10 protein-coding genes and 1 pseudogene are annotated in these 12,274 nt (G+C 70.9%); 9 read left to right on the top strand and 2 right to left on the bottom strand.

Translation table 11 applies throughout. The annotated features are described in order from the left end of the window. The first annotated feature begins 120 nt into the window (after nt 1-120). From STRTUCAR8_RS34720 to STRTUCAR8_RS34705, 4 genes are read left to right on the top strand one after another with little or no spacing between them, the layout of a single operon-like run. Nucleotides 121-1,146: a FecCD family ABC transporter permease gene (locus STRTUCAR8_RS34720; protein ID WP_006380904.1), complete on the top strand. Its 1,026-nt coding sequence runs from the start codon at nt 121-123 to the stop codon at nt 1,144-1,146. 2 nt (nt 1,147-1,148) lie between these two features. Beyond that, a complete protein-coding gene (locus STRTUCAR8_RS34715; RefSeq protein ID WP_006380939.1) occupies nt 1,149-2,249 on the top strand; it encodes a FecCD family ABC transporter permease in 1,101 nt (366 codons plus the stop codon). Nucleotides 2,250-2,294: 45 nt separating this feature from the next. Next, on the top strand, nt 2,295-3,149 hold the full coding sequence (locus STRTUCAR8_RS34710) for an ABC transporter ATP-binding protein (RefSeq protein WP_044473419.1): 855 nt from the start codon (nt 2,295-2,297) through the stop codon (nt 3,147-3,149). Further along, a complete protein-coding gene (locus STRTUCAR8_RS34705) occupies nt 3,146-3,883 on the top strand; it encodes a hypothetical protein (RefSeq protein ID WP_006380913.1) in 738 nt (245 codons plus the stop codon). The genes STRTUCAR8_RS34710 and STRTUCAR8_RS34705 overlap by 4 nt, the downstream gene beginning before the upstream one ends. A 24-nt stretch (nt 3,884-3,907) precedes the next feature. Here the strand turns inward: STRTUCAR8_RS34705 and STRTUCAR8_RS34700 are convergent, their stop codons facing one another. Both STRTUCAR8_RS34700 and STRTUCAR8_RS34695 read right to left on the bottom strand, forming a co-directional pair. Next, nucleotides 3,908-4,453, bottom strand: coding sequence for a GNAT family N-acetyltransferase (locus tag STRTUCAR8_RS34700; RefSeq protein WP_006380924.1), 546 nt, complete (start codon nt 4,451-4,453; stop codon nt 3,908-3,910). A gap of 97 nt (nt 4,454-4,550) precedes the next feature. After that, nucleotides 4,551-5,498: a methionyl-tRNA formyltransferase gene (locus STRTUCAR8_RS34695; protein WP_006380928.1), complete on the bottom strand. Its 948-nt coding sequence runs from the start codon at nt 5,496-5,498 to the stop codon at nt 4,551-4,553. Nucleotides 5,499-5,583: 85 nt separating this feature from the next. On the opposite strand from STRTUCAR8_RS34695, the gene STRTUCAR8_RS34690 reads away from it, so the two are divergent. The 5 genes and pseudogenes from STRTUCAR8_RS34690 to STRTUCAR8_RS34670 form a co-directional block, all read left to right on the top strand. Next, on the top strand, nt 5,584-6,930 hold the full coding sequence (locus STRTUCAR8_RS34690; RefSeq protein ID WP_006380906.1) for a lysine N(6)-hydroxylase/L-ornithine N(5)-oxygenase family protein: 1,347 nt from the start codon (nt 5,584-5,586) through the stop codon (nt 6,928-6,930). Nucleotides 6,931-7,053: 123 nt separating this feature from the next. Continuing rightward, entirely contained in the window at nt 7,054-8,751 is a 1,698-nt protein-coding gene (locus tag STRTUCAR8_RS34685; RefSeq protein WP_006380938.1) for an ABC transporter ATP-binding protein, read from the top strand. Further along, entirely contained in the window at nt 8,748-10,577 is a 1,830-nt protein-coding gene (locus STRTUCAR8_RS34680; protein WP_006380915.1) for an ABC transporter ATP-binding protein, read from the top strand. Before STRTUCAR8_RS34685 ends, STRTUCAR8_RS34680 begins: the two co-directional genes overlap by 4 nt. Next, nucleotides 10,577-11,638: an iron-siderophore ABC transporter substrate-binding protein gene (locus tag STRTUCAR8_RS34675; RefSeq protein ID WP_006380912.1), complete on the top strand. Its 1,062-nt coding sequence runs from the start codon at nt 10,577-10,579 to the stop codon at nt 11,636-11,638. The genes STRTUCAR8_RS34680 and STRTUCAR8_RS34675 overlap by 1 nt, the downstream gene beginning before the upstream one ends. A 20-nt stretch (nt 11,639-11,658) precedes the next feature. Next, nucleotides 11,659-12,274: pseudogene (locus tag STRTUCAR8_RS34670) on the top strand (PKD domain-containing protein); the annotation flags it as partial.

Raw genomic sequence — 12,274 nt, 5'->3', positions numbered from 1 at the left:
GGGCGCAATACTAAGGTAAGCATTACCTAACCAAAAGACCCCAGTCCCGACAGACCAGCTTCCCACCCCTACTATTAAGGCCTGCCTAACCTAAGGGAGTTATCCGTTGGAGACCGCACGGTGACGCGGGGCAGAAGCGTTCGCCCCGTTCTTCTCGTGGCAGTACTCGGGGCCGTCCTGCTCGGACTGTGTCTTGCGTCACTAGCCCTGGGCGCGGCCAGCATTCCACCCGATCAGGTGGTGCGAGCCCTGCTGGGTGACGCGCCCAGCCGGTTCGTGGACAACGTCATCTGGTCGGCACGGGTACCCCGTACGGCGCTCGGACTGTCGGCCGGAGCGGCGCTCGGGCTGTCGGGCGCGCTGATGCAGGCACTGACGCGCAATCCGCTCGCGGACCCCGGAATCCTCGGGGTGAGCGCCGGTGCCTCGTTCGCGATCGTGCTGGCTGTCGGAGTGCTCGGCATCGGGTCGTTCTACGGATACGTGTGGTTCGCGTTCGCGGGTGCGATGGCGGCCAGCATCCTGGTGTACCTCCTGGGCAGGCTCGGGCGCTCCGGGCTCACCCCGGTCAAACTGGCACTCTCCGGCATCGCGGTGACCTCCCTGCTGTCCTCCCTGACCAGCGCGATCGCCCTGACCGACGCCGACGCACTCAACCGCTACCGCTTCTGGTCGGCCGGTTCGATGGCCGACCAGGACGGCGAGACCGTTTTCAGGATCCTGCCCTTCCTCGTCGTGGGCGCGCTGCTGGCGTTCGCCAGTGCGCCCGCCCTCAACAGCATGGCCCTGGGCGACGACGTGGCGGCCTCCCTCGGCCGGCGGCTCGGTCTGGTCAGGCTCCAGGGCGTCACCGCCGTCACCCTGCTGACCGGAGCCGCCGTCGCGGTCATCGGCCCGGTCGTCTTCATCGGACTCGTCGTGCCCCATGTCGCGCGCGTACTGGCCCAGTTGGCGGGCATCGGCCCCGACCAGCGGTGGCTGCTGCCGATGTCCGCCGTCCTCGCGCCGAGCCTGCTGCTCGCCGCCGACATCATCGGCCGCCTGGTCGCCAGACCCGTCGAGGTCCAGGCCGGCGTGATCGTCGCCTTCATCGGCGGGCCCTTCTTCATCGCCCTGGTGCGGCGCCGGAAACTGGCGGAGGTGTGAGGATGACGAACCCCGAGTCCACCGCTGACACGGCCACGTTGACGCCCGCTCCCCCTTCCCTCCGCGCCCGGCGCACCTACCGGCTGGCCGTCCTCCCGGTCTCAGGGATCCTCCGGCCCCGTCTGGTGACGGTCGCCGCGCTGCTCGCCGTGGGCACGTTCCTCCTCTTCTGCTGGAGTCTGACGCTCGGCGACTACCCGATCGCGTTCACCGACGTCGTACGCGCATTGGCCGGCTCCGGCGACCCCGGAACCGTGCTCGTCGTCCAGGAACTGCGGCTGCCGCGCTCCCTGGTGGGGCTGCTGGCCGGGGTCGCGTTCGGCGTGTCCGGCGGACTGTTCCAGACCATGACCCGCAATCCGCTGGCCAGCCCCGACATGATCGGCCTCACCCAGGGCGCGGGCACCTTCGTCGTCGCCGGCATCGTCCTGGGCTGGGACGGCGGTCTCGGCACCCAGGCGCTCGGTCTGCTCGGCGCGCTGACCACGGCTCTCGTCGTGTACGCACTGGCCTGGCGGCGCGGCACCACCGGCTACCGGATCATCCTCGTCGGCATCGGCGTCGCCTGGATCTGTACCAGCGCCACCGACTACCTGGTCGCCAGGGGCGGCCGGTTCCAGGCGCAGGCAGCGCTGGGCTGGCTGGTCGGCAACCTCAACGGCCGTACGTGGTCGCAGGTCGGCCCGCTCGCGATCGCCCTGGCGGTCCTGCTGCCGACGGCACTTCTGCTCGGCCGGCTGCTGCGCACGCTGCAGCTCGGTGACGACGTGGCGACCGGCCTCGGCACCCGCGTACAGCCCGTGCGCCTCGCCGTCCTGCTCTCCGGTGTGGGCCTGATCGCCTTCGCGACCGCCGCCGCCGGACCGGTCGCCTTCGTGGCGCTGGCCGCCCCGCAGATCGCCCAGCGCCTCGCACGCACCGCCTGGCCGCCCACGCTCGCCTCGGGACTGACCGGGGCACTGATGGTCCTGGGCAGCGACCTGATCGCCCGTACGGTCATCTCCGGCACGGAACTGCCGGTCGGAATCGTCACCGGCGTGCTCGGCGCGCCCGTCCTTCTCTGGCTGCTCGTCCGCGCCAACCGCGCGGGTTCAGGAGGCTGACCCATGTCGACGGACCCCAAGGCCACCACGACCACCGAGGACGCCATGCCGGTCGATCCCCTGCCCACCACCACGGAACCGGCCGCGGACCCGGACCTGAGGGCGACGGGACTGCGGCTGTCATACGACAACCGGGTGGTCGTGGACGGCCTCGACCTGGCCGTGCCGCCGGGCCGGATCACCGCCATCGTCGGCGCCAACGCCTGTGGAAAGTCGACTCTGTTGCGTGCCCTGGCCCGGCTGCTCGCCCCCCGCGAGGGCACCGTCCACCTGGACGGCCGCACCCTCCAGTCGATCCCCACGCGGGAGTTGGCGCAGCGCCTGGGCATCCTGCCCCAAGGCCCGGTCACCCCCGAGGGGTTGACGGTCCTCGACCTCGTCAACCGGGGCCGGTCACCGCACCAGACATGGTGGCGTCAGTGGTCGAAGGCCGACGAACAGGCCGTGCACGAGGCGCTCGCCGCGACCGACATGACCGACCTCGCCGACCGCCCGGTGGACGAACTGTCCGGCGGCCAGCGGCAGCGGGCGTGGATCGCGATGGCGGTCGCCCAGGGCACCCCCGTACTCCTCCTCGACGAACCGACGACGTATCTCGACCTGGCCCACCAGATCGACGTACTGGACCTGATCACGGACCTCAACCGCCGCGAGAACCGCACCGTCGTGATGGTCCTGCACGACCTCAACCAGGCCTGCAGGTACGCCGATCACATCGTCGCCATGAAGTCCGGCCGGATCGTCGCGGAGGGTCCGCCGGCGGAGGTCATCACGGCGGAGACCGTGCAGGACGTCTTCGACCTGACGTGCCGCATCACCCTCGACCCGGTCAGCGACACCCCCATGGTGATCCCCATGGGCCGCCACCACCAGGACGTACGTGCTAAGACGGCATCATGACCTTGAGGACCGAACGAACCGACGCGCACACCTGGCCGGTTGAGCAGCTGAAGGAGCTTTTCAGCGAGAGCTTCCCGGAGTTCATCACGGCCGACCGGCTGGTGTCGGAGTACATCGGCCGGGTCCGGGAGTGGTTCCCCACCTGGAATCTCACGCTGGTGGACGAGCGTGAAGTGCCGGTGGCGGCGGGCTGGGGCGTGCCGGTCCGCTGGGACGGATCGGTCGAGGACCTGCCGTCCGGATACACGGACTCGCTGGTGCGAGCCGTCGAAGGGCGCGAGCGGGGCGTGGCACCGGACACGCTGGTGATCTGCGGGGCGGTCGTCACACCTGCGCTGACGGGGCGTGGGCTGGCCGGCGAGACGCTGATGGCGCTGCGCGGGGCCGCCCTGGAGTCCGGGCTGGTCCGAGTCGTCGCGCCCGTCCGCCCGACGACCAAGGCGCGCTACCCGCTGACGCCCGTCGAGACCTTCATGCGCTGGCGCCGCGCCGACGGGTCGGCCCTCGACCCGTGGATCCGTACGCATGAGCGCCTCGGCGCAGAGATCCTGGCGGCGGCCCCGGTCTCCCAGACGATGACCGGCACGGTCGCCGAATGGGAGAAGTGGACCGGCCTCGCGCTTCCCGAGTCGGGTGAGTACGTCGTCCCGGACGGTCTTGGGCTGCTGCGTGTCGACATCGACGCCGACGAGGGCGTGTACGAGGAGCCCAACGTCTGGATGCGGCACGTCTGACCCGACCTCCGGAGCACCGGCCGGTCAGAGCCAGGCGCCGGCCCGGATCTTGTAGACCACGTTCCGCCGCAGCGGTCCCTCCGGGACGGTCGGGTCGTCGAAGTCCTTGTCCTGGTCGTGGGTCATGCCGAGGCGGCGCATCACCGCCTGCGAACGGAGGTTGGTGGCCGTCGTGATCGCCAGGACCTCTTCGAGGCCCAGGCCCTTCTCGTCGAAGGCGTGAGCGATCACCGCGCGGGCGGCCTCGGTGGCGTATCCGTGCCCCCACGCGCGCCGGGCGAGCCGCCACCCCGCCTCGACGCCGTCGAACGCCATGTCGTCCTCCACCGGGTCCAGTCCGGCGAAGCCGACGAACTCCCCGGTGCCGGTGACCTCCACCGCCCACCAGCCCCAGCCCCGTTCGTCGAGGCCTGCCTGGAAGCGGGCGACGGAGGCCTCGCTCTGCTCACGGGTGAGGATGCCCCCGAGGTACTCGCGGACCTCGGGGTCGGCGTTCATGGCAGCCCAGGGGGCGAGATCGGAGTCGCTCCAGGAGCGGAGGACGAGGCGTTGGGTTCGCAGATCCGGCATGGCGCCATCCTGACGTGATCACGCACCCGCGTCGAACGGAAATCAGCCCGCCCGCTCCGACCTCCCCGTACGCCCCGACCGTCCAGGCCGCCCTCGGTCAGGGCCGCGCCGTCAGATACCCGCCCATCGTCCGGAAGTACTCCGTCGCCGCGAACTCCGACCCGTCCTCCGTCCGCACCCGCTTCACCAACAGCCCCCGCAGCCGCCCGTTCCGGGCCTCCGTACCCGCGACCACCACGATCCCGTCGCCCTCGCGGATGAAGATCCGGCCCGGTGTGCCGCCGTAGCAGCCCTCGGACACCTCGGCCTCGACGATCCGTATCCGCTGGCCCTTGTGATGCGTGAACGCGTTGGGATACGGGTCCGACTGGGCGCGGACCAGGCGTTCCAGGTCCTCGGCCGGCCAGGTCCAGTCGATACGGCTGTCCTCCAGGGACCGCTTGTGGAAGAAACTCGCCCGGCCGCGGTCCTGCGGGATCCACTCCGCACGCCCTGAGGCGATGAGCCCGAGGGACTCGTGGACCACTGGTGTGATCAAGTCCACAGTGCGATGGAACAGGTCGGTCACCGTGTCGCGCGCACCCACCGGCACCGCCCGCTGAAGCAGCACGTCACCGGCGTCCAGCTCGGCGTTCATCCGGTGAGCGGTGACCCCTACCTCCCGTTCGCCGTTGATGAGCGCCCAGATCAGCGGGGAGAAGCCCGCGTACGCCGGGAGCAGCGAGTCGTGGATGTTGAGCGTGCCGTGCGCCGGAAGGTCGAAGACCTCGGGGGGCAGGACCGTGCGCCAGTTGTTGGCGACGATCAGATCCGGCGCCAACTCCCGCAGCCTGTCCGTGAGTTCGGGATCGTCCGGACGGTTCCGCAGCAGCACCGGAATGCCGTGCTTCTCGGCGAGTTCGGCCACCGAGTCGTCCCAGATCTTCTCGTACACGTGGTCGCTCTTGGGGTGGGTGACCGCCATGACCACCTCGTGATCGGAGTCCAGCAGCGCCTGGAGGGTGCGATGCCCCCAGGTCTGATAGCCGAACATGACGACCCGCATAGTCGATCCTTCCGTAGGACACACCATTGCAAGGTAAGGCTAACCTTATTTAATATCAGTGGCGCCTAGGGGAAGGGAAGTTGCGGTGAACGCACTGCACGATGAACCGGACGCCATACATGACGTCCTCGGTATCGGCTTCGGCCCGTCAAATCTGGCGCTGGCCATAGCCATCGCGGAACACAACGCACAAGCCGCGCCCGGGGAGCGGATTCGCGCCGAGTTCCTGGAACGCCAGCCGCGGTTCGGCTGGCACCGGGGCATGCTCATCGACGACGCGACCATGCAGGTGTCCTTTCTCAAGGACCTGGTCACCATGCGCAACCCGACCAGCGATTTCAGCTTCCTGTGCTTCCTGCGGGACCGCGGCCGACTGGTGGACTTCCTCAACGCGAAGACGCTCTTCCCGCTGCGGATCGAGTTCCACGAGTACTTCGAGTGGGCGGCGGCCCGGGTCGCGGACCAGGTGACTTACGACGCCGAGGTCATCTCCGTGGAGCCCGTGCTGACCGAGGACGGCGAGGTCCGCTGGTTCGACGTCGCCACCCGCGTGCCGGGCGATCCGGGGCGTACGGTGGTCCGCCGGGCCCGCAACATCTCGGTGGCCGTCGGTCTCGAACCGCACGTCCCGCCGGGCACCGCCCTGTCGGACCGCATCTGGCACAACAGCGAACTGGTCCCCCGCACCCGCGAGTTGACCAGCAAGGGCGCCTCAGTGGACCGCGTTCTCGTGCTCGGCGCGGGACAGAGCGGTGCCGAGGCGGTCGACTATCTGCACCGCTCCCTCCCCGGCACCGAGGTCTGCGCGGTGTTCGCCAAGTACGGCTACACGCCCGCCGACGACAGCCCGTTCGCCAACCGGATCTTCGACCCGGAGGCGGTGGACGTCTACTTCCGGTCGCGGCCGGAGGTGAAACAGTCCCTGCACGACTACCACCGCAGCACCAACTACTCGGTGGTCGACATGGACCTGATCGAGACGCTGTACGCCACCATGTACCGCGAGAAGGTCCAGGGCACCGAGCGGCTCCGGATGCGCAACATCTCCCGTATCCGGGACGTCGAGCAGCTGGACGACCGGCTGGACGTCACCGTCGAGTATCTCCCCACCGGAGAACGGGAGGTGCTCTCCTGCGACGTGCTCGTGCACGCCACCGGCTACCGCCCCCGGGACCTCGACACCCTGCTGGGCAGAGCGGCCAAACTCTGCCTGCGGGACGACAACGACGCCGTACGGGTGGGCCGCGACCACCGGGTCGAGGTCTCGCCGGAGGTCACGGCGGGCATCTATCTCCAGGGGGCGACCGAGCACACGCACGGTCTCACCTCGACGCTGCTGTCGACGACCGCCGTGCGTTCGGGAGAGATCCTCGACTCCCTGCTCACGCGTCGCACGGGTGACGTCGCCACCGGCGCTGGGCAACCCTCGTGAACTTAGGGTAGCCTCACCTACGTTTTGGCCCGCCCGTGTGCACGTTCACGCACTCGGGCAGGCCTCAGCCCCCAACTCGGGCCTTCCCGGCCTCCACTGTCGTCCGATCCCGGAGGGGTACGGGTGAGTAGTCCTTCACAGCTGTCGGGGCGGGACGTCCTGCGCCGATCGGTCCGAGGGCAGCGGCGTGACGTCGCGCTCGGCGCGCTCCTCGGCTCCGGCCACCAACTGGGTGAGGTGCTGGTGCCGGTGGTGATCGGCCTGGTCATCGACCGCGCCGTCACCGGCTCCGACACCGGCGCCCTGCTGAGCTGGCTCGCCGCCCTCGCCGTCATCTACGTCGGCCTCGCGCTCAGCTGGCGTTTCGGCGCCTGGTCGGCCGAACGGGCCGCCGCCCAGGCCGAACACACCCTCCGCATCGCCCTCGTCCGCCGGATCCTGGCACCCGGGGGCGGCGCCGAGGAGGGCAGGCTGCCCGGCGCCCTCGCCAACATCGCCACCGAGGACGCCAAACGGGTCGGCGCCGTCAACACGGCGGCCATGGGCGGGATTTCGGCCCTCGTGGGCATCCTGGTGGGCGCGGTCGTCCTGTTGCGCATGTCCGTCACCCTCGGCCTGGTCGTCCTGCTCGGCACACCCGTGCTGCTGTGGCTGGGCCATCTGCTCAGCAAGCCGCTGGAGTCGCGCAGCGAGGCCGAGCAGGAACAGGCCGCGCACGCCTCGGCCGTCGCCGCCGACCTGGTGGCCGGCCTGCGCGTCCTCAAGGGCATCGGGGGCGAGTCCACCGCGCTGGCCCGCTACCGCGCCACCAGCCGCGACTCCCTCCAGGCCACCCTGAAGGCCGCCCGCGCGCAGGCCTTCCAGAGCGGCATGGTGCTCGGCCTCACCGGCGCCCTGATCGCCGCCGTCGCTCTGGTCGGCGGCCGGCTCGCCGCCCAAGGGGACATCAGTCTGGGCCAGTTGGTGTCCTCGGTCGGGCTCGCCCTCTTCCTCCTCGGCCCGCTGGAGGTGCTCGCGTGGGTCAACGCCGAGCTCGCCCAGGGCCGGGCCTCCGCGACCCGGATCGCCGAAGTACTGGCCGCCCCGCACGCCGTCACCCCGGGCGACGCCACCCTGGCCCGGCCGGTGCGCGGCGCGGTCCGCCTCGCCGGGGTCAGCCACGGCGGCCTCCGGGGCATCGACCTCGACATCGCACCGGGTGAGCTGCTCGGCGTGGTCGCGACCGACCCGGCGCACGCCACCGACCTGCTGCGCTGCCTGGCCCGGCAGTGCGACCCGGAGGCGGGCACCGTCGAACTGGACGGCATACCCCTGCGGGACCTGGATCCCGCCGAACTGCGCACCGCCCTGCTGGTGGCCGAGCACGACGCCGACCTCTTCGAGGGCACCGTCCGAGGCAACGTCATGGCGGCCGCCTCCGACTCCGCCGACCCCGAACAGGCGATGTCCGCGGCCGGGGTGACCCAGGTCGCGCAGACCCTCCCGGGCGGCGAGGACACGGCGGTCAGTGAGCGGGGCCGCTCCCTCTCCGGTGGGCAGCGTCAACGCGTCGCACTGGCACGGGCGCTGGCGGCCGAGCGGCCGGTCCTGGTGGTCCACGATCCGACCACCGCCGTCGACGCGGTCACCGAGGCGGGCATCGCCACCGGCGTCCGGGACCTCCGCAAGGGCCGTACGACGGTCCTGGTGACCAACAGCCCCGCGCTGCTGTCGGTCACCGACCGGGTCGTACTGCTGGAGGACGGACGGGTCACCGACACCGCCTCGCACGCGGACCTGATCCACCGTCATGAGTCCTACAGAGCGGCGGTGCTGGCATGAGCGACAGCGAACACAGCGGAGGATCGCGGGAGTTGTTGCCTACCGCGACCACTGCCCGCACCCGTGCGGCGGTCCGTGAACTGGTCCGCCCGCACCGGCGGCTGGCCGTCGGCGCCTTCGCCGTGCTGGTCGCGGCGACCGCGGTCGGGCTGCTCGTCCAGCCGCTGCTCGGCCGCATGGTGGACCTGGTCGCCGAGCACCGCCCGCCCGACGACCTCACCTTCCCCGCCGTCCTCCTGATCCTGGTGGCCGTCACCCAGGGCGCCGCCACCGCGCTCGGCCTGTCCCTGGTGTCCCGGCTCGGGGAGACCGTGCTGGCCCAGTTGCGCGAGCGGTTCGTCGAGCGGGCGCTGCGGCTGCCCCTGGAGCAGGTGGAGAAGGCCGGCTCCGGCGACCTCAACGCCCGTGTCACCAGGGACGTCTCGGTGGTCGGTGAGGCGGTCCGGGGTGCGCTGCCCGAGCTGGCCCGCTCCCTGCTGGCCATCGTGCTGACCTTCGCCGCCATGGCCGTCCTGGACTGGCGCTTCCTGCTGGCCGCGCTGCTCGCGGTGCCCATCCAGGCGGGAACCGCACGCTGGTACGTCCGCAACGCCGTCCCCCTGTACGCCGAGCAGCGCATCGCCACGGGCGCCCAGCAGCAGCAGCTGCTGGACACCATCGCGGGCGCCGGCACCGTACGGGCGTTCCGGCTGGAGGAGCCGCACACCGAGGCCGTCACCCGACGCTCGTCCGCCGCGGTCGCGTTGACGATGCGGGGCGTGCGGCTGGTGCTGAACTTCTACAACCGGCTGCACATCGCCGAGTACACCGGGCTCACGGCGGTCCTGGTCACCGGGTTCCTGCTGGTGCGCGCCGACTCCGTGTCCATCGGTACCGCCACGGCCGCCGCGCTCTACTTCCACAGCCTCTTCGGCCCGGTCAACCAGGCCCTCGCGCTGCTCGACGACGCCCAGTCGGCGACAGCGGCACTGGCCCGGCTGGTCGGCGTGACGGACATACCTTCCCCCGAGTCCGCTCCCCCGGCGGCCACGGCACAGCACCGCGAGCCCGGCACGGTCACCGTGACCGGCGTCCACCACGAGTACGTGTCCGGGCGTCCCGTCCTTCGGGACGTGCATCTCACGCTGGCCGCCGGGGAGCGGGTCGCGCTGGTCGGGTCGAGCGGCGCGGGCAAGACGACGCTCGCCAAGCTCATCGCGGGTGTGCACGAGCCGACCTCCGGCACGGTCCGGCTCACCGGCGCCTCGACGTCCCCCGGCGGTCTGCCGGTCGCCCTCGTCACCCAGGAGACGCATGTCTTCGCCGGCCCGCTCGCCGACGACCTGCGTCTCGCGCGCGCCGACGCGACGGACGAGGCCCTGCGCGCGGCCCTGACCGAAGTGGACGCGCTGGACTGGGTGTCGGCGCTGCCCGAGGGGCTGGCCACCGTCGTCGGCGAGGGCGGGCACCGGCTCACCGCCGCCCAGGTGCAGCAACTCGCCCTGGCCCGGCTGGTGCTGGCGGATCCGCCGGTCGCCGTGCTGGACGAGGCGACGGCCGAGGCAGGCAGTTCCGGCGCACGCCTGCTGGAGAAGGCGGCCGACCGGGCGATCGAGGACCGCACCGCGCTCGTGGTCGCCCACCGTCTCACCCAGGCCGCCGACGCGGACCGGATCGTCGTCATGGACGGCGGCCGGATCGTGGAGAGCGGCACCCATGACGAGCTGTGCGCGGCGGCCGGAACCTATGCCCTGCTCTGGCAGGCCTGGTCCGGCACCCGTTCGCCGGCCGAGAAGCCCCCCACGCGTCCCAGCACCGATACGACCACCACCGTGAAGGACCACTGATGCTCGGCTCTCCCAGAGGCACTCGGCTCGCCGCGGCGCTCACCTCCGTACTGCTCCTCTTCGGCACCGCCGCCGCCTGCGGCTCCGACGACGACTCCGGCGCGGCCGGCCCCGCCGCCGACGCGTCCGCGGGCTCCGCCTTCCCGGTGACCCTTTCGCACAAATACGGCAGCACCACGATCAAGTCCGAGCCCGAGCGGATCGTCACGGTCGGCCTGACCGACCAGGACGCCGTGCTCGCGCTGGGCAAGGTGCCGGTCGGTACGACCGAGTGGCTGGGCGGCTACAAGGGCGCGATCGGCCCGTGGGCGGCCGACAAGCTCGGCAGCGCGGCGGCGCCGACCGTCCTGAAGGACACCGGCACGGGCCCGCAGACCGAGAAGATCGCCGCGCTCCGGCCGGACCTGATCCTCGCCGTCTACGGCGGTCTGACGAAGGCTCAGTACGACACCCTGTCGAAGTTCGCCCCGGTGGTCGCCCAGCCGAAGGAGTACAACGACTACGGCGTGCCGTGGCAGAACCAGACCGAGATCATCGGTAAGGCCCTCGGTCAGGAGGCCAAGGCGCAGGAGCTGGTCACCGGGGTCGAGGCCGACTTCAAGAAGGCGGCGGCCGACCACCCCGAGTTCGCCGGTGCCAGCGCCGTGATGGCGACCCCGTACGAGGGCACCTTCGTCTTCGGCAGCCAGGACCCGCGCTCGCGCGTCCTCACGAACCTCGGTTTCAAGCTGCCCACCGACCTGGACAAGGTCATCGGTGACGAGTTCGGGGCCAACATCAGCAAGGAGCGCACCGATCTCCTCGACACGGACGCGATCGTGTGGATCGTCTCCGACACCACCAAGGACAAGGCGGCGCTGCGCAAGAACGCCCTCTACGCGGACCTGAAGGTGGCCAAGGAGGACCGCGAGGTCTTCGTCAAGGAGACCAGCGACTACGGCAACTCCGTGTCGTTCGTGTCGGTGCTGAGCCTTCCGTACATGCTGGAGCGGCTCGTCCCGCAGCTGTCGGCGGCCGTCGACGGCAAGACGGCCACGAAGGTGACCGAGCCCGCGAGCTGACGATTCGTCACATGGTGGTGCACCGCGAAACGACCATCGACAAGCTGGAGTTCGACGCCGACGGATCGATCAAGAAGGTCGTCCCGACCCTGTCGAGCATCGACCCGGTGACCATCGTCCACGCCGGTGCGGACACAACGGGCCAGGAAGGCAGCGCGATCCCGCTCACGGGCAGCATCTCCGGGGCAGGAAAGCCGAGTTGGAGCGTGGACGCGGCAACGCCCTGCACGTTCTCCAGCCGGACCACGGTCCCGACCACCATCACCTGCCGGGACAACGGCACGTACGAGGTCACACTGACGGGCGGTCGCAGCAAGGACACCCTGACGGTGACCGTCTCGAACGCGCCTCCGGCGATCACCTCGGTCCAGGGTCCGAAGACCCCGGTCGCTGCGGGCAAGCAGACCCCGGCCCGCATCTCGGCGAAGTTCACCGACCCGGGCAGCGCCGACACCCACACCTGCAGGATCGACTGGAAGGACGGCACCACCCCGACGGCCGGCAAGGTAACGGGCGGCGTCTGCGAGGCGAGCCACGCCTACCTGAAGGCGGGAATCCTCCGCCCGACGGTCACGGTGACGGACGACGACGAGCCTCGGCCACCAGCCAGCTTCCCGAGCTGATCGTGTACGACCC

This window comes from Streptomyces turgidiscabies Car8 (assembly GCF_000331005.1).
Taxonomy (GTDB): Bacteria; Actinomycetota; Actinomycetes; order Streptomycetales; family Streptomycetaceae; genus Streptomyces; species Streptomyces turgidiscabies.
The sequence above is the reverse complement of the archived record's forward strand: the minus strand, read 5'-3'. Positions and strand labels throughout refer to the sequence as shown.